Consider the following 19,017-nt stretch of genomic DNA (forward strand, 5'->3'; position numbering starts at 1 on the left):
ATTGATTCTCAATTAAATCTAACGAATCTAAACCTTATGAGAAAAGCAGTTATACCAGTTCTGTTCGTTTTTTCACTTTCTGCGAATGCACAGGAGCAAAAAGCGGCTGACACTACTAAGACAACCAATATTCAGGAGGTCGTAGTCACCTCTTTGGGGATCAAAAGGCAGGCCCGCTCTCTGACGTATTCCAGTCAGCAGATTGGAGGAGATGAGCTGACCGAAGTGAAAACGCCCAATCTTTTAAACTCGATCAACGGAAAAGTTTCCAATGTGCAGATCAACAGAACTAATGGTGTAGGAAGCTCCGTAAGGGTGATCATGAGAGGTAATAAATCTGTAAACAACACCCAGCCATTATATGTAATCGATGGAATTCCTATCATCAATGGAACGGGAAAATCAGCAGATATCGGACAATACTCCAATATGCCGGATCCCGGAGATGTATTGAGCTCGATCAATCCTGATGATATTGAAAGTATCAATTTTCTGAAGGGAGCTTCTGCTTCTGCGTTATATGGTTCTGCAGGAGGAAACGGAGCTATTCTGATTACAACTAAAAAAGGACGAGCAGGTAAAAGCTCAATTACTTACAGCAGCAGTCTTACAGTGGACAGAGCATACAGCCTTCCAAAGTTGCAACACAGTTATTTGTCTTATGATCCATCTGTTCCGGGTCAGCAGCCTGGACAGTCTGTTGACAGCTGGGGAGCTAAAGGGGAATCAAAGGATTATCTTAAAGATTTTCTGCAAACAGGGACTACCTGGGTAAACAGTCTTTCCTTCCAGTCAGGGAACGAAAAATCAACCAGTTATTTCTCTATTGGAAATACAACCAATAAGGGAGTGGTTCCTATGTCTTATTTTGATCAGTATAATGTCTCTTTCAGGAATTCAAGTAAATTCCTGGATGATAAATTAACATTAGATGCAAACTTTATCGGTTCCTTACAGGAAAGTAAGAACAGACAGACTCCGGGAGCCTCTTTTTCTCCTTTGACAAGTTTGTATTGGCTACCAAGAGGGGTAGATTTTGACCAGTATGGACCTAATAGCTATTCTTATTTAGATAAAACAAGGTTTTTGCCTGCTCAGAATTGGTGGGAGGTTAACCCGGATGGAAGCTTCAAAGGAAATCCGGTGACGCAGAATCCTTATTGGATTTTAAACAGAAATCCGGTTACTGTGAGCAATAAGAATGTATATGGAGCTCTTTCTTTGTCTTATCAGATCAATCCGTGGTTGTCTGCAAGAGTAAGAGGAAACTATAGCTGGAATATATCAGATAGTCAGCGTGACATAGCCGCTTTTTCAGCGCCTAGTTTACTGGCTAATGGTACTAATGGCAGAATTCTTAAGAATATTTATGAAAATTCCTCTACTTATGGTGATGTTTTGCTTGTTGGTAGTCCTAAGCTGAGTGAATCTATCTCTTTAGATTTTACGATAGGAGGGAGTATCAATACTACAAGAAACAAGATAACACAGATTGATAACGCTTATCTGGCCAATCCAAATCTTTTCACTTTAAATAACCTTCAGTGGAATATAAACAGAGCGCCTGGAGACGGATATCACCATACCTATACAAATATGAAAAAACAGGTGCAGTCTGTTTTTGCAAGCGCTTCTGTAGGATACAAAAATATGTTCTATATAGACATGACCTTTAGAAACGACTGGGATTCTACCTTAGCTTTAACCGGAAGAACCGGATTTGACTATGAATCTGTAGGAGCCAATGCCATATTATCTTCCATATTCAAACTTCCGGAAGTTATCAATTTCTGGAAAATAAGAGGATCTTATGCAACTGTAGGATTGGGATTACCAACCAATATTTCCAATGCAATGGTTGAATACAATAAAGGATATACTTATGGAGTAGATGCTGGAACAATTGTATACCCTAAAAGTTCTTTTGCTACAGGTCCTGGTTTTGAAGCATTACTTCCAAGACCGGAGCTTAATAAAACTTTTGAAGCCGGTACTGAGCTAAGGTTATTGAATAACAGGTTAAATTTTGATATTACCTATTATAATTCCAATACAAGTAATCAATTGCTGGAAACAACAGTCTATTCAAACTTAGGAGGGTTAGCTCCGGGATCATATTACCTCAATGCCGGAAAAATCCGAAATACAGGTTTTGAGTCTTCCCTGTCTTATAAAATCTTTGATTTAGAAAAATTCGGATGGACTGCTACCGTGAATGCATCAGCTAACAAAAATAAAATAGTTGAGCTATTTCCACCAAGCTTGAGCATTCCGGAAGAACAGCTATTCTCATTGACAGGAGGAGGTGAGTATACGAGACTTAAGCTGGGAGGGTCTTTTGGAGATCTTTACGGAATTAAGTTCAAAAGAGATGATCAGGGACGTATTTTAGTGAACGAAAAAGGAGTTCCATTAGCAGATAATATTCCTACTTACCTTGGGAACCCGAACCCTAAGTTTATTCTGGGTTTCAATAATGCATTTAATATTGGTAAACTGGGAATTTCTTTCCTTATTGACGGTAAGTTTGGAGGTAAGGTGCTTTCTCTTACTGAAAAGGCCAATGATCAGTATGGCGTCAGCCAGGCTTCCGCTGATGCAAGAGATGCCGGGGGAATATCCATTCCTAATGCTGTATATGCACCTGGAACTCCTAATGAAGGACAGGCTTATACCGGTTTGACGAATCCAAAAGATTATTATAAGACAGTGGGTACTACAGAAGGTTATGGAAAAGGAATTGACGAAGCTTATCTGTACAGTGCTACAACAGTACGTTTACGTCAGGCTTCCATTGCATATACATTTGATATCAATTCAAAATATATGAAGAATGCAACGGTGAGCTTAGTAGGAACCAATTTATTTTTCTTCTATAAAAAAGCACCATTTGACCCTGAACAGGTATCAGGCAACACACCTGGTGGAGTAGGAGTAGACTCATTCGGACTACCGGTTACCCGATCTATCGGATTATCATTAAAAGCTAACTTCTAACTTTTACAATTACAAAAATGAAAATCAATAATATTAAAATATTAGTATTCGGAGCTGTATTAATGCTTTCCGCAACAGGATGTACCGATGATTTTGACCAGTATAATCAGGAAAAACTTGGTGGTCCTGAAAATTTCTATGCAGACTTTATCGCTGTTGTTAACCCTATGAAATCTATACAGAGAGGGCTGCAGGCAGACTATCAGCTCTATCCCAACCTTAGTGCGGACATGTACAGTGGAATGTTCAGTACGGCAACTCCATTCAACGGTGGGGTAAATAATCTTACCTACTCTATGATGGATGGATGGAATAACAGGATTATTGCCAGGCAGCAGGATATTTTCAATTACTCAATCATTATTGATAACGCAGCTAAAAATAATTATCCGGGAGTAGATTTTACCGGAACATTCGCTGTGAAAAAAATTCTGAAAGTTATTACAGCAGCAAGAGTTTCAGACAATCATGGCCCTGTAGTATACAGCAAATATGAAAAGCCGAATCCTAATGGAGTTACCGATTTTGATTCCCAGGAGGAAGCCTACAATTATTTTATCGCTGATCTTACTTCAGCTATTACAGATTTACAGAAAGTAATGGCTACTCCGGCGACACAGAATGTAGAAGATAAAAGTTCATTGACAAATGCTGATTTGGTATATGGCGGAAATATGGCGCAATGGGCGAAACTGGCTAATTCACTTAAGCTTAGACTAGCCATGAGAATGAGCTATGCTGACCCCGCCAAATCAAAACAATATGCAGAAGAGGCATTAGCTTCGTCAGCAGGATTGATCACGGATAACGCGGATAATGCATTGATCAGTGTGGGACAGTCTGAACTGAGCTTTATCATCTATTCCTGGGGAGACTGTTTGATAGGGGCACCTTTGATGGCTTATATGAACGGATATAATGACCCAAGACTTCCTGCATATGCTATTCCTGCAAAAGATACAGAAGTTGAGGGGAAATATATAGGAATACGTCAGGGGATTGATTTATTAAATGGTAAATCAACCTATGGCGCTTTCTCACAACCACAAGCGAAATCGGCAAATGGCGATTATTTTTCAGCTACTGACGGTAAAATGAAACTATTCACTGCTGCAGAAACCTGGTTCCTGAAAGCTGAAGCTGCCTTAAGGGGATATGCTGGCGCCGGTGATGTTCAGAGCAATTATGAAACGGGTGTTCAGCAGTCTTTCGGTGAATGGGGTAAAAGTGCAGATGTGGGCACTTATCTTGCCGATACAACATCTATGGAAGCGCCTTATATTGATCCTAAAAATGCAGACAATAATGTACTTGCCGGAAATCCTCAGCTAAGTACCATCACTATTGCTTGGAATAACAGTGATACCAACGAAAGAAAATTAGAAAGGATTATTACCCAGAAATGGTTGTCCCTTTATCCGAACGGACCCGAAGCATGGGCAGAGCAGAGAAGAACAGGATATCCTATCCTTTTCAAGGTAAGAAAAAATGATAGTGGAGGAGCAATCAGTACAGAAGCGATGATTAGAAGAATTCCTTTTACTATCGATACCAAAACTTCACTTTATAATTACCAGCAGGCATCTCAGATGCTTAACGGACCGGATACCGGAGGAACGAAGTTATGGTGGGATAAAAAATAATAAGTAATCAGAATCACTCAACAATACAGAGGCATCTCAAAATCAGATTTTTATTTGATTCATTTCAGGCAGGAGAGTAGAGTAGGATCTCCAAATTTATAGTTTCGTTTTAGCCGGAATGAGCTTTTTGAGATGTTCTCTTTTTATGTAGAATTTATTTTAAATATGGGAAAAAACAACTCCGGAACCCATCGGATTCAGCCGATTCTTTGGATATCCACATTGTATTTTGCAATGGGTGTTCCCTTTATAACCATTAATGCGGTTTCAGGGATCATGTACAAAGACATGGGAGTTTCGGATTCACAGATCACGTTCTGGACGGCCCTTATTATGTTTTCCTGGACCTTAAAGCCTCTTTGGAGTCCTTTTCTGGAGATCTATAAGACCAAAAAATTCTTCGTTGTTTCTACCCAGTTTGCCATAGGGATTCTGTTTGCGTTGATCGCATTAAGTCTGCCTTTGCACGACTTTTTCAAATACAGTATTGCTCTTTTTGCAGTAGTTGCATTTTGTGGAGCCACCCATGATGTGGTGGCAGACGGAACGTATATTGGTTTCCTGACCAATAAAGAACAGGCTCAATATATCGGATGGCAGGGTGCTTTTTACAATCTTGCCAAGATTATCAGCAGTGGGGCATTGGTGTATTTTGCCGGAGTTTTGGAAAAAACAAAGGGAGTAACTCATGCCTGGATGATCATTATGGGCATCTATGCATTGTTGTTCTTTGCATTAGCCGTTTATCATTATCTGATTTTACCGAAAGAACACCGGGAAGTGCAGAAAAATGAAAAAACAGCCGGAAATGTCCGTAAAGAATTGCTGGAGGTTATTACCTCTTTCTTTACCAAAAAGAATATCCTGTGGTCTGTGCTCTTCATTATTCTGTACCGTTTTGCAGAAGGTTTCGCGATCAAAATTGCGCCCCTGTTTTTTAAAGCGCCAAGAACGTCAGGAGGGCTGGGACTATCTACATCGGATATTGGCCTTATCTATGGTACCTATGGTTCTGCAGCATTTATTTTAGGATCTGTCCTGGCGGGATATTTTATTTCAGCCAGAGGCTTGAAAAAATCTCTGATATGGTTGTGCTGCGCATTCAATATTCCCTTTGTGGTATATGCGTTACTGGCTTATTACCAGCCGGTTGATCTTTTACCGGTAGGAGTTGCTATTGTAGTGGAATACTTCGGCTATGGGTTTGGTTTTGTAGGCCTGATGCTGTATATGATGCAGCAGATTGCCCCAGGGAAACACAAAACGGCCCATTATGCATTTGCAACAGGGATTATGAACCTTGGCGTGATGATTCCGGGAATGTTCAGCGGAATGATCAGTGACTGGATCGGATATAAAATGTTCTTTATCTGGGTTCTGGTGGCTACGATTCCTGCATTTGTAGTGACTTTACTGGTTCCGTTCCCTTATTCAGAAAATAAAGAAGAACATAATTAAATAAATTGGCACTCAACCTAACAGGTTTTTAAAACCTGTTAGGTTTAAATAAAAGTTTGCCACATCATCAATAAAACAATTAAAAATAAAAAGTAAAAATACTTTATGACAGCTCAATCAGTAATGATCCCCTGGCAGGATCGCCCGGAAGGTTGCAATGATATTATGTGGAGGTTTTCCGAAAACCCGATCATTAACAGATATGCGATACCAACATCCAACAGTATATTCAACAGTGCGGTGATCCCTTTTGAAGACGGATTTGCAGGTGTGTTCCGTTGCGATAACAAAGCGGTACAGATGAATATTTTTGCAGGATTCAGTAAGGATGGGATCAGTTGGGATATCAATCATGATCCTATAGAAATGAAGGAGGGTAATACCGATATGATCGAGTCCGATTACAAGTATGATCCCCGCGTCACTTTTATAGAAGACCGTTACTGGATCACATGGTGCAACGGATATAATGGTCCTACGATCGGGATTGGGTATACTTTTGACTTTAAAGAATTTTTTCAGTGTGAAAATGCCTTTTTGCCATTCAACAGAAACGGAGTTCTTTTCCCTGAGAAAATCAATGGTAAATATGCTATGTTGAGCCGTCCGAGTGACAACGGACATACGCCTTTTGGGGATATTTATATCAGCTACAGTCCTGATATGAAATATTGGGGTGAGCACCGATGTGTGATGAAAGTAACCCCTTTCGAAGACAGTGCATGGCAATGTACAAAGATCGGGGGAGGGCCGGTTCCTATCAAAACAGAAGAAGGTTGGTTGCTCTTCTACCATGGAGTGATCAATACCTGCAGAGGATTCCGGTATTCAATGGGAGCCGCTCTGCTTGACCTTGAAGATCCTTCAAAAGTATTGTACAGAACGAAACCTTACTTATTGGCTCCTGCTGAACTGTATGAAATGACAGGAGACGTTCCGAATGTGGTTTTCCCTTGTGCCGCTTTGACGGAAGGAGATAAAGTAACAGTATATTACGGTGCCGCTGATACCGTAGTAGCGATTGCCTTTGGGTATATCTCAGAAATTATTGATTTTATGAAAAAGAATTCAATTTAAATAAGGAATAATAAAATTTTGAAAATAGGATAGCCGGCTTAATCACTTTGTTTATTGGGATTTTTGTTATGGTTTTCATATTTTTAAACCAACTTTTAAATTAAAAATCCTCTGATACCTTTTATCATGAAAAAAGAACTGCTTATATGCTTTTTTACAGCTTTGGTTTCTGTGACAAATGCCCAGCAAAATAAAAATGATGTTTTATCCTGGGTAGACCCTTTCATAGGAACAGGAGGACATGGACATACGTTTCCGGGGGCTACCACGCCGTTTGGAATGATACAGCTAAGTCCTGATCAGAATACCAAAAGCGGTGACTGGGATTGGTGCTCAGGATATCACTACAGCAGTAAGACGATCATGGGATTCAGCCACAATCACCTTAGCGGAACCGGATGGGCGGATCTTGGTGATATTCTTATTATGCCGACCGTAGGGCAGGTAAAAATGGTTCCGGGATCGGAAGATAAGCCGGAAACGGGCTACCGTTCAACATTCAGTCATGATAAAGAAACGGCATCTCCGGGATATTATTCCGTAATGCTGGACAGCTATGGAATTAAAGCCGAGCTTACCGCCTCTCCAAGAGTCGGATTTCATAAATATACCTTCCCGAAAAGTGACGAGGCCAATATCATTATTGATCCAACGAATAAAATCTTCGGAAATATTTACCATACATTGGTCAGTGTAGAAGGGAATAACAAGATAAAAGGATATTGCTATAGCAACGGCTGGGGAGGAAAACGATTTGCTTATTTCGTCATGGAGTTTTCCAAACCATTTAAATCTTACGGTGTATATGCCGAAGGAAAAATAAAAAATAACGAAAAGATTGCTCTTGCTAAAGATGCCAAAGCCTTTGTAAGATTTTCTACAGAAGACAGCGAAAGCATTGAGGTGAAAGTTTCCTTATCCCCTGTAAGCACGGAGAATGCACAGGAAAATTTCGATACGGAAGCGAAGAATGTAGATTTCGCAAAAGCCAGAGAAACGGCACAAAAGACATGGAGAGACCTTATCAGCAGATTCCAGGTGACAGGAGGTACGGATAATCAGAGAAAGATCTTCTACACAGGAGTTTACCATACATTCATTGCACCTAATCTTTATATGGATGTCAACGGAGACTATGTGGCTGCTGAAGAAAATATGAATACCAAGTGGTTTACCAATTACAGTACGTATTCTTACTGGGATGGATTCAGGGCTACTCATCCGCTGCTGACCATTATGGATCAGAAGCATACCAAAGAATTCGCGAACTCTCTGATCAGCAGATATACGGACCGTAAAGACCATATGCCGATCTGGGAGCTGTGCGGATACGACAACTTCTGTATGCTGGGCTATCACAGTGTATCGGTAATCTGGGATGCTATTTCCAAAGGAGTTCCGGGTATTGATGCTGAGAAAGCATTTGCTGCCATGAAGGATGCTTCTCTGACAGATAAAATGAGCAGCAGTGATGGAGGCGGAGGCCTTAATGATTACATCAAACTAGGGTATACACCATCTGAAAACGGAGCTTCAGTTTCTGCAACCCTGGAATACGCATATGATGACTGGTGCATTCAGCAGCTGGCAGAAAAATTAGGTAAAAAAGAGGAAGCAGAAGTCTACAGAAAGCGTTCCATGAATTTCCTGAATACATTTAATAAAGAGAATAACCATTTCTGGCCAAGACAGAAAAACGGAAAATTCTTAGAAGACTTTCCTCTTAATGACTGGAAAAAGCTTCAGCCACATTGGGTTTCCGGGAATATCTGGGCCTATGATTTCTTTGTTCCGCATCAGATTGATGAAATGATGAATCTGTATGGAGGTAAAAAAGGATTTGAGGAGAAATTGGATAAAACCTTTACTGAATCGCTTAATATGCAGGGAGAACAACATGTAGATATCTCAGGATTTATCGGATCTTTGGGATTTGGAGATGAGCCGGGGCATCACGTTCCGTACCTGTACAATTATGCGGGAAGCCCGTACAAGACACAGAAAATGGTAAAATACATTCGTGACAATATGTACGCCGCCAAACCAGACGGGATTGTCAATAACGAAGACTGCGGACAAATGTCTGCATGGTATATTTTCTCTTCATTAGGATTTTATCCTGTGACTCCGGGAAAACCAGTCTATGCTATTGGTACTCCTCAGTTCCCGAAAGCTTCTTTAAAGCTGGAGAACGGTAAAACGTTCACGGTGATTGCAGACAAGATATCGGACAAAAATATCTATGTACAGAAAATATTCCTGAACGGAAAAGAATACAAAAGTTGGGAGCTGAACCATAGCGATATCATGAATGGCGGTGAGCTGAGATTTGTAATGGGAAGCAAACCTGTAAAATAAGACTAATAAAAATAAACGAAACAAAAGTATCAATGGAAAGGAGAGATTTTATTAAAACAAGTGCACTGGCAGGAGCCGGATTGCTGTTTACTCAGAATGTTTTTGCTAAAAACCTGGTCATAGAGGGTTTCCCTGTTGTCCGTGTTCCTAAAGATAAAAGGCATTTTACCAGTGAATCCGTAGAAAGTGCTATTGCGGCTTTTAAAAAGAAAGTGAAAAATAAAGAACTGAGCTGGCTTTTTGAAAACTGTTTCCCCAATACATTAGATACTACTGTTTTTTATAGTGAATCCAACGGGACACCGGATACTTATGTGATTACCGGAGATATTGATGCGATGTGGCTTCGTGACAGTTCTGCACAGGTTTTCCCCTATCTGCAGTTCTCAAAGAAAGATGAGAAGCTTCACAAACTGATCTCGGGAGTGATCCATAAGCAGACAACATTCATCCTGAAAGACCCTTACGCTAATGCTTTCTACAATGATGACCAGAAGATCAGCAAATGGAAAGAATATGATCACACCGATATGAAGCCTGGAACCCATGAAAGAAAATGGGAAATAGATTCCCTGTGTTATCCTATCCGTCTTGCTTATCATTTCTGGAAAACAACCGGAGATACAAAACCTTTCGATGCGAATTGGCTTAAGGGAATCAAGCTTACTTTACAAACCTTTACAGAACAGCAGAGAAAAAAAGACTTAGGCCCTTACAAATTCGAACGTACGACAGCCTGGGCTACCGATGGAGTTCCTATGGGAGGATACGGCTATCCTACAAAACCGGTAGGTCTTATCAGCTCCATGTTCCGGCCGAGTGATGATGCGACGATCTATGGATTTCTGATTCCTTCCAATTTATTTGCAGTGGTAAGCTTACGTCAGGCTGCGGAAATGGTTTCCCAGATTAAAAATGAAAAAACGCTGGCTCAACAGCTTAACAGCCTGGCTGATGAGGTAGATGCAGCCATCAAAAAATACGGAATTTACAATCATCCTGAATTTGGGAAAATATATGCTTTTGAAGTTAATGGTTTCGGAAGTTACAATTTGATGGATGATGCGAACTGTCCAAGCTTGCTGGGATTACCTTATCTGGATGCGGTGAAAGCTGACGACCCTGTTTATCAGAATACAAGAAAATTTGTATGGTCGGAAAATAACCCGTTCTTTTTCAAAGGAAAGCTGGCAGAGGGGATAGGAGGTCCACATATAGGACTTGACATGATCTGGCCGATGAGTATCATTATGAAAGCGCTCACTACAAAAGACAAAAGTGAGATCAGATGGTGTATAGATACCTTACAGAAAACGCACGGCGGGACAGGCTTTATGCATGAATCCTTCCATAAAGACGATGACAAAAAATTCACCAGAGAATGGTTTGCATGGGCAAATACGCTATTTGGCGAATTATTATGGAAAACCTTTAATGAAAATCCTGAGCTACTGACATAGCCCTTCCTTTTTATATGGTCCATTGATCTGAGGCACTTTCTTTAAAAAGAAGGTACCAGGGGAATGCTATATAAAATTCAGACACCAACACACCTTAAAAAAATTATACAATGAAAAAAAAATCCATCTTTACCACTCTGATTGCAGTGATGTTTCAGTTCGGTTCTCTGTTGAATGCACAACAGCTTAATCCTACGGGAATATGCTATGTGGAAGTGAATAACAACAACATCCTGAATGCAGGAGCGTACAAACTACAGACATCGAACAGCTACCTGTTCAATGTTGTGAATATTTTTGCAGCTAATATTAATTATGACACCAGCCGTGGTAGGGCTTATCTGTATTCCAATAATAACGTTACCAAGGTCCTTACGAATGCGGATACCTATATAAAGCCACTCCAGCAAAAAGGAATGAAGGTGGTGCTGACCATTCTGGGAAATCACCAGGGCGCAGGGATATGTAATTTTCCTAACCGTGAAGCAGCAAAAGACTTTGCACTACAGCTTGCCAATACAGTGAATACTTATGGTCTGGATGGAATTGATTTTGATGATGAGTACTCAGAATATGGAAAAAACGGTACAGGACAGCCCAATGACAGCTCTTTTGTAATGCTTGTGCAGGAACTGAAAGCATTGCTGCCGGATAAAATCATATCATTCTATTATTATGGTCCTGCAGCTTCAAGACTTTCATGGAACGGATCCAGAGTGGGAGATTATGTCAATTACAGCTGGAATGCCATGTACGGAACATTTTCTGCCCCGAACGTCCCTCCGCTTACCAAAGCACAGATTTCCCCTGCGGCAGTGTGGATGGGAAATACTTCCAATTCCACAACGACCAGTCTCGCTACCCAAACTAAAAATGGTGGCTACGGAGTATTCATGTGGTATGATCTTCACGGGACCAATGAAACGGCACAGCTTTCAGCAGGTACCCAGACTTTATATGGACAGCCAACAGTTTTAAGCGGTACTTTACAATCATGGACGCAGGGAACCAATTGTGACGCCCCTATCGGATTATACACCAGTAATCTGACAGGGACCAGCGTTAAACTAAACTGGTCAGCAGTAGGAACGAATACCTATGATGTGGATTATAAGCCTGCTTCTTCCACAACATGGACGAATGTGGCGTCATCACTTAACGGAACTTCCGTGACTGTTTCAGGATTGACTGCCAATACCGAGTATGACTGGAGAATCAGAACAAACTGCAGTGTGAAAAGTGCTTATATGTTTGCTCCAAGATTCAACAGCGGATCAGGTACGACAAACCCTACAGGTTCCTATGCCCTTTCTCTGGATGGAAGCAGTGAATCGGGAGCTGCCGGAAATCTCAATCTGAGCGGTTCTGCATTGTCTTTTGAAGGCTGGATCAAGCCTTCGTCTTTCAAATCAGCGTCTCCGTACATCTCATCAATTATGGGAACAGAAGTTAGTGACGGTAATTCAGCGTTTTTACGATTAGGAGATGCCGGCCTGGCCAATAATAAAGTTCAGTTTGTGTTAAGCATCAATAATGTACAACAGAAGCTGGCTTCAACCACAACATTGAATGCCAATACATGGTATCATGTTGCAGCAACATATGATGGTGCTACTATGAAGCTTTACATCAATGGTGTTTTGAATGCGAGCAAAGCACAAACCGGCAACATCAGCTCTAACGGAGCGTTCAATGTAGGATATCTGTATAATACTTCCAGAAATTTCAACGGTAAAATAGATGAAGTCAGAGTGTGGAAGAGAGTACTAAGCCAGACTGAGATCAGTCAGAATATGTGTAATGTATCAGTTCCTGCTTCTTCTCTTGCTGCTTACTGGAAATTTAACGAGGGAAGCGGTTCTACAGTTCAGGACAGCTCAGGAAATGGTGTTACGTTAACATTAACCGGAGTGGATTCTTCCAACTGGGGAACAGATATACCGTGTACAACAGGTACTTCAAAATTATCAGGAAATCAGAAAGCAATAAACTCCGGAGAAATAAGCGTGAAGAACCCAATAAAGCTGTACCCTAATCCGGTAAGCAGATCTTCATCCCTTACCATTTCTGTTCCTGATGAATACAGCAGAGGAAAATTAACAGTGTATGATTTTAACGGAAGACTCTTAGACACGAAATCGCTGACAGCAGGAGATAATTCATATGAATTGCCGAAGCTTTCAGCAGGAAATTATATTCTTCAGTTTGAATCTGAGAATGCTAAATTGAAACATACCGAGAAATTAATGGTAAAATAAAAAAATCAGTCATTGGGCTCCGGCCCAATGACTTTCCTAACAATGAAAAATTAATATACAATGAAAAAAAAATCCTTTTTTATTCCCCTGATGGCCCTGATGCTACATGCGGGCTCTCAGCTCAAAGCCCAGCAGCTTAATCCTTTAGGAGTCTGCTATGTGGAAGTGAATAACAATAATATGCTGAATACCGGTTCTTATACCTTGCAGAATACCGGCAGGCAGCTTTTTGATGTTGCTATTATCTTTGCTGCCAATATCAATTATGATGTTTCTAAAAGTAGGGCATATATCTCGAACAATAACAATGTTACCAAAGTACTGAACGATGTAAATACCTACGTAAAACCTTTACAGCAGAAAGGAATTAAGGTATTGCTTGATATTTTGGGAAACCACCAGGGAGCAGGAATTTCCAATTTCCCTAATCGTGAAGCCGCTAAAGATTTTGCTTTACAGGTTGCCCATACTGTCTATACTTATGGGCTGGATGGAGTAGACCTGGATGATGAATATGCAGGATATGGAAATAACGGGACGGGACAGCCTAATAACAGCTCTTTTGTCATGCTTTTGCAGGAGCTTAAAGCGGCAATGCCTGATAAACTGATCACATTCTATTATTATGGTCCGGCTATTTCAAGACAAAGCTATAACGGAGATCAGGCAGGAAATTATATAGACTATAGCTGGAATCCTTATTATGGAACCTACAGTGCTCCAAATGTACCGCCGCTTAATAACTCAAAGCTTTCTGCTGCGGCAACCTGGATACAGAATACAAATCCTCAGTCTACCCCCGCTTCTGTATTGAGCACTTTGGCAACCAACACAAAAAATGATGGTTACGGAGTATTCATGTGGTACGATTTAGGAGGAACCAACGTAGCGAACTATCTGAGTACAGGCTCCAATATTCTGTATAACGAAAATACATTATTAAGCGGGCAGCTTTATTCATGGTCTCAGGGACAGACCTGTGATCCTCCTTTAGGACTGGAAGTTTCCAATGTAACAGGAACTTCTGCGAAATTAAACTGGACATCCAACGGCTCACAAACCTACAATATCGACTATAAACCGGCCAATTCAACAGTCTGGACCAATGTAGCCAGCAACTATTCAGGAAGTAACGTGGTGGTCAATAACCTGGCACTGAATACAGATTATGACTGGAGAATACAGTCCAATTGCTCTTCGACACTGACCAGTACTTATTTATTTGCCCCGAGATTCAATTCAGGAAACGGATGTGCTACTCCTTCAGGGCTGGTATCCGGAAGCTACCTTGGAAACACTGCTCAATTATCGTGGGATGCGGGAACTGCATCTTCCTATACATTGCAGTATAAAACAACAGCCGCTTCAACATGGTCTGAAATCGCGAATATCACAACCAATACCTATTCATTGCAAAACCTGACCCCGAATACAAATTATGTATGGAAAGTACAGGCAGCATGTAGCGGAGGAGCCACAAGTGCTTATTCCGGAGAAGGATCATTCAACAGTGGCTTTGCACCTGTTACAAGCCCCGGCCCAAGATCCCTTGCGTTCAATGGAAGTACGAACTACCTTAATGCCGGGCAGTTTAATCTGAGTGGAAATGCTTTGACGTTTGAAGGTTGGGTAAAGGTCAATTCATTTAAAGCAGCATTCCCATATATTTCATCAGTAATGGGTATTGAAGTCGGAGATAATAATTCGGCAATGCTTAGATTTGGAGATGGAAACCTGGCCAATAACAAGCTTCAGTTCATATTGAGCTTTGGATCGTCTCAGGTGAAGCTTAATACCAATACGACATTTAATACCAATACATGGTATCATGTAGCAGCTACTTATGACGGAGCAGCGATGAAGATATATGTCAACGGTACTCTTGATGCAAGTGTACCTGCTACAGGTAATTTTACAGCAAACGGTATTCTTTATCTGGGAAGAAATTATGATAATTCCCGTACGATCAATGGTTTCCTGGATGAGTTCAGAGTATGGAAAAGAGCATTGACCGCTCAGGAAATTCTGGATAATAAATGTAACGTTGCAGCGGGCTCTACAGATCTGGAGGCCAACTGGAAAATGGATGAAGGCAGTGGTAACGGAGCTTTGGATGCCACTTCAAATACTCACTTTGCTACCCTTGTGAATATGACAGATGCCAACTGGAGAACAGATGTTCCTTGTACAGCTTCTTTATCTGTGGCAGATATTGAATCTGTAAAAGATAACAGTGCTGCTTATCCGAATCCGGTGAAAAGAGGAAGTGATATTCACTTTACGATTCATGATCGCTCTGCAACTGAAGTATCTTTGTATGATACCTCTGGAAAACTATTAAAAAAACAGAATATCGATCAAAATAATAACGCAGTGAATACACAGGATTTGATCAGCGGTACTTATATTTACAGAATTACCTCCGGAAATAATAAAATAATATCATCCGGGAAAATTATTGTGAAGTAAAAATCAGATAATAAGATCGTTATCTGAAAAATAATATAAAGACTGAAATGTAAAACAGGCGGACAGGCTGCATATTCCTGTTTGTCTGTTTTTCAGTAAAAGAGAATGGCTTGAATTTAAAATAAAAAATAATGCAGAATATATTAGGAATCGATATTGGAGGTTCACATATCACGTTGGCTCAGGTAGATCCTGAAAAACGGGAGATCATTTCTTCTACATATGTAAGGGAGCATGTCAATTCCTTTGATGATAAGGAAACTATTTTCTCTGCATGGGTTTCCGCCATTGAAAAAGCGGCTCATGATCTTATTAAAGATCAACTTTTAATAGGTGTTGCGATGCCGGGACCTTTTGATTATGAAAACGGAATATCACTGATGCAGCAAGGGAAGTTCATTGATATCTATCAGGTAAACATTAGAGAAGAGCTGGCCAGAAGGCTTTCTGTTTCCCATAATCAGATTCATTTTGTGAATGATGCGGCAGCGTTTATGGAAGGGGAAGTATTCGGAGGCTGTGCACAGGGATTCAGAAGGATTTTTGGAGTGACTCTTGGTACAGGGCTGGGAACAACTTTTTATAATGGAGAGTTTGCTACTGATGAGGATCTGTGGGATTCCCCTTTTAAAGATTCTATCTTTGAAGATTACCTGGCAACACGCTGGTTTGTGAAACGTTATGAAGAGCTCACAGGAGAGCAGATCTCAGGAACCAAAGATTTGCTGGATAAGCCTTTAGAGCTACAGAAGCAGATATTCGATGAATATGCTGACTCCTTTTCTGAATTTATTGTGAAGCATGTGGATCATTATAAACCGGAAGTTTTAGTTATAGGAGGAAATATAGCAAAAGCCTATCCTCATTTTGAGAAAAGATTTATTCAGAATGTAACAAAGAATAATATTAACTTGCAGGTCAAAATTTCTGCCATCTTTGAAGATGCTGCCATTCTGGGAGCAGCCAGCTATGCATTAAAAAAGCTTATATAAATTAACAAAAGAAACGATACAATGAAGTTTATATTTTCTACCTGCTTACTTTTATTACAGGCATGGGCCTTCGGTCAGAGTTTGTCTCCTGTGGATTATGTGAATCCGTTGATGGGAACTCAGTCCAAACCTTCATTATCCAACGGAAATACCTATCCGGCAGTCGGACTTCCGTGGGGAATGAATATCTGGACTCCGCAAACCGGTAAAATGGGTGACGGATGGGCATATACCTACGATGCAGATAAGATCAAAGGATTTAAGCAGACCCATCAGCCCTCTCCCTGGATGAACGATTACGGAGCATTTTCCATCATGCCTGGAGTCGGTAAGTTAAAATTCAAAGAAGATGACAGGGCGAGTTGGTTCAGTCATAAAGCTGAGGTGGCAACCCCTTATTTCTATAGTGTATACCTTGCTGACATCAATGTAACTACTGAATTTACCCCTACAGAAAGAGCTTCTTTTTTCAAATTCGATTTTCCTGAAACAGACAGCGCCTATGTAGTCATTGATGCATTGAATAAAGGTTCATACATTAAGATCTTACCTAAGGAAAGAAAAATTCTGGGCTATACGACACGATATTCTACAGGGAAATACGAAAACTTTAAAAACTATTTTGTCATTCAGTTTGATAAAGATTTTGAACTGACAAAGACCTGGAAAGATGATAAATTCGTCAGTGATCAGCTGGAAATCACCAGCGATCATACAGGTGCTATAGTAGGTTTTAAGCTGAAAAATAAAGAAACGGTTTATGCTAAGGTAGCTTCTTCATTCATAAGCTTTGAACAGGCTGAAGTGAATCTGAAAAGAGAGATCGGAAACAGAAACTTTGAACAGGTAAAAGCAGATGCTAAAAATATCTGGAACAAAACATTAGGAAAAATAGAAGTAAAAGGAGGAACAGATCAGCAGATGAGAACCTTTTATTCCTCTCTGTACAGAACGTTGTTCTTTCCGCAGAAATTATATGAAATCGATGCTCAGAACAAAATAAAGCACTGGAGCCCTTACAACGGTAAAATTGAAGGCGGAAGAATGTTTGCAGGAACAGGCTTCTGGGATACTTTCCGTGCATTATACCCTTTTCTCAACCTGGTTTATCCAGGTATCAATGTAGAAATGCAGGAAGGATTGGCGAATGCATACAAAGAAGGAGGGTTCCTGCCGGAATGGAGCAGCCCGGGGTATTCTAATATCATGATTGGTAACAATTCCGCATCTGTAGTGGCTGACGCTTATATCAAAGGACTTCGTGGATATGATATAGAAACACTGTGGAAAGCAGTAAAGCATGGCGCAAATCATGAAGGTCCTATGGATGCTGTTGGCCGTAGGGGAGTCGAATACTATAATACTTTAGGATACGTTCCTTACGATGTGAAAATCAATGAAAATGCCGCCAGAACATTGGAATATGCTTACGATGACTTTTCGATCTATCAGCTGGGGAAGGCATTGGGAAAACCGGCTTCTGAAATTGATATTTATAAAAAGAGAGCCTATAATTATAAAAATCTGTTTGATAAGGAATTCGGATTGATGCGTGGTAAAAATAAAGATGGCAACTTTCAGAAACCTTTTAATCCTTTCAAATGGGGGGATGCTTTTACCGAAGGAAACAGCTGGCATTATACCTGGTCTGTTTTCCAGGATATTGACGGCCTGGCAGAACTTATGGGTGGAAAAAAGAAGTTTGAAGCAAAGCTGGATGAGGTGTTCTCATTGCCGCCGGTGTTTGATGACAGCTATTACGGAGGAGTGATCCATGAGATCAGAGAGATGCAGATCATGAATATGGGACAGTATGCCCATGGAAACCAGCCTATTCAGCATATGATCTATCTGTACAATTATGCCGGAGCACCTTACAAAACACAGTATTGGGCAAGACAGGTGATGGATAAGCTATATCATGCTACACCTGACGGCTATTGTGGAGATGAAGACAACGGGCAGACTTCTGCCTGGTATATTTTCTCAGCCCTTGGATTTTATCCGGTGACACCTGCAACAGACCAATACGTATTGGGGGCGCCATTATTCAGAGAAGCAACTATCCATCTTGAAAATGGTAAGAAAATTGAAATAAAAGCACCGGAAAACAGTGCAGATAATTTATATGTAAGATCATTGAATGTAAACCAGCAACCTTATTCAAAGAACTGGCTGAGTCACAAAGAGCTTATAAAAGGAGCTGTCCTGGACTTTAAAATGGATAGTAAGCCCAATAAAGAAAGAGGATCACTGGAAAAAGATTTCCCGTATTCAATGTCAAAAGAAGGATCAAGTAAATAAT

The 19,017-nt window shown here is 40.5% G+C and carries 10 protein-coding genes; all 10 read left to right on the forward strand.

Annotated elements, in window-relative coordinates:
• The first annotated feature begins 36 nt into the window (after positions 1-36).
• The 10 genes from AC4IF5_RS05625 to AC4IF5_RS05670 all read left to right on the forward strand — a co-directional run bounded on the left by AC4IF5_RS05625 (position 37) and on the right by AC4IF5_RS05670 (position 19,016).
• A complete protein-coding gene (locus AC4IF5_RS05625) occupies positions 37-2,997 on the forward strand; it encodes a SusC/RagA family TonB-linked outer membrane protein (protein ID WP_490732479.1) in 2,961 nt (986 codons plus the stop codon).
• A gap of 17 nt (positions 2,998-3,014) precedes the next feature.
• Positions 3,015-4,640: a SusD/RagB family nutrient-binding outer membrane lipoprotein gene (locus AC4IF5_RS05630; RefSeq protein ID WP_490732481.1), complete on the forward strand. Its 1,626-nt coding sequence runs from the start codon at positions 3,015-3,017 to the stop codon at positions 4,638-4,640.
• 165 nt (positions 4,641-4,805) lie between these two features.
• A complete protein-coding gene (locus tag AC4IF5_RS05635) occupies positions 4,806-6,098 on the forward strand; it encodes an MFS transporter (RefSeq protein ID WP_490732483.1) in 1,293 nt (430 codons plus the stop codon).
• A gap of 105 nt (positions 6,099-6,203) precedes the next feature.
• Positions 6,204-7,175, forward strand: a complete 972-nt coding sequence (locus AC4IF5_RS05640; RefSeq protein ID WP_490732485.1) for a glycoside hydrolase family 130 protein — start codon at positions 6,204-6,206, stop codon at positions 7,173-7,175.
• A gap of 126 nt (positions 7,176-7,301) precedes the next feature.
• A complete protein-coding gene (locus AC4IF5_RS05645) occupies positions 7,302-9,533 on the forward strand; it encodes a GH92 family glycosyl hydrolase (RefSeq protein WP_490732487.1) in 2,232 nt (743 codons plus the stop codon).
• A 32-nt stretch (positions 9,534-9,565) separates the two neighbouring features.
• Positions 9,566-10,993, forward strand: a complete 1,428-nt coding sequence (locus AC4IF5_RS05650; RefSeq protein WP_490732488.1) for a glycoside hydrolase family 125 protein — start codon at positions 9,566-9,568, stop codon at positions 10,991-10,993.
• A 110-nt stretch (positions 10,994-11,103) separates the two neighbouring features.
• Complete coding sequence (locus AC4IF5_RS05655; protein ID WP_490732490.1) at positions 11,104-13,251, forward strand: endo-beta-N-acetylglucosaminidase H; 2,148 nt, start codon at positions 11,104-11,106, stop codon at positions 13,249-13,251.
• Positions 13,252-13,311: 60 nt separating this feature from the next.
• Positions 13,312-15,720, forward strand: coding sequence for an endo-beta-N-acetylglucosaminidase H (locus tag AC4IF5_RS05660; RefSeq protein ID WP_490732492.1), 2,409 nt, complete (start codon positions 13,312-13,314; stop codon positions 15,718-15,720).
• A 131-nt stretch (positions 15,721-15,851) separates the two neighbouring features.
• A complete protein-coding gene (locus AC4IF5_RS05665; RefSeq protein WP_490732494.1) occupies positions 15,852-16,712 on the forward strand; it encodes an ROK family protein in 861 nt (286 codons plus the stop codon).
• Positions 16,713-16,733: 21 nt separating this feature from the next.
• Positions 16,734-19,016: a GH92 family glycosyl hydrolase gene (locus AC4IF5_RS05670; RefSeq protein ID WP_490732496.1), complete on the forward strand. Its 2,283-nt coding sequence runs from the start codon at positions 16,734-16,736 to the stop codon at positions 19,014-19,016.
• Position 19,017 lies beyond the last annotated feature (1 nt).

It is taken from the genome of Chryseobacterium sp. UF-290 (genome assembly GCF_058245615.1).

Coding starts and splice junctions, on each gene's coding strand:
- AC4IF5_RS05625 (WP_490732479.1), top strand. CDS start 37: ATGAGAAAAGCAGTTATACCAGTTCTGTTCGTTTTTTCACTTTCTGCG.
- AC4IF5_RS05630 (WP_490732481.1), top strand. CDS start 3,015: ATGAAAATCAATAATATTAAAATATTAGTATTCGGAGCTGTATTAATG.
- AC4IF5_RS05635 (WP_490732483.1), top strand. CDS start 4,806: ATGGGAAAAAACAACTCCGGAACCCATCGGATTCAGCCGATTCTTTGG.
- AC4IF5_RS05640 (WP_490732485.1), top strand. CDS start 6,204: ATGACAGCTCAATCAGTAATGATCCCCTGGCAGGATCGCCCGGAAGGT.
- AC4IF5_RS05645 (WP_490732487.1), top strand. CDS start 7,302: ATGAAAAAAGAACTGCTTATATGCTTTTTTACAGCTTTGGTTTCTGTG.
- AC4IF5_RS05650 (WP_490732488.1), top strand. CDS start 9,566: ATGGAAAGGAGAGATTTTATTAAAACAAGTGCACTGGCAGGAGCCGGA.
- AC4IF5_RS05655 (WP_490732490.1), top strand. CDS start 11,104: ATGAAAAAAAAATCCATCTTTACCACTCTGATTGCAGTGATGTTTCAG.
- AC4IF5_RS05660 (WP_490732492.1), top strand. CDS start 13,312: ATGAAAAAAAAATCCTTTTTTATTCCCCTGATGGCCCTGATGCTACAT.
- AC4IF5_RS05665 (WP_490732494.1), top strand. CDS start 15,852: ATGCAGAATATATTAGGAATCGATATTGGAGGTTCACATATCACGTTG.
- AC4IF5_RS05670 (WP_490732496.1), top strand. CDS start 16,734: ATGAAGTTTATATTTTCTACCTGCTTACTTTTATTACAGGCATGGGCC.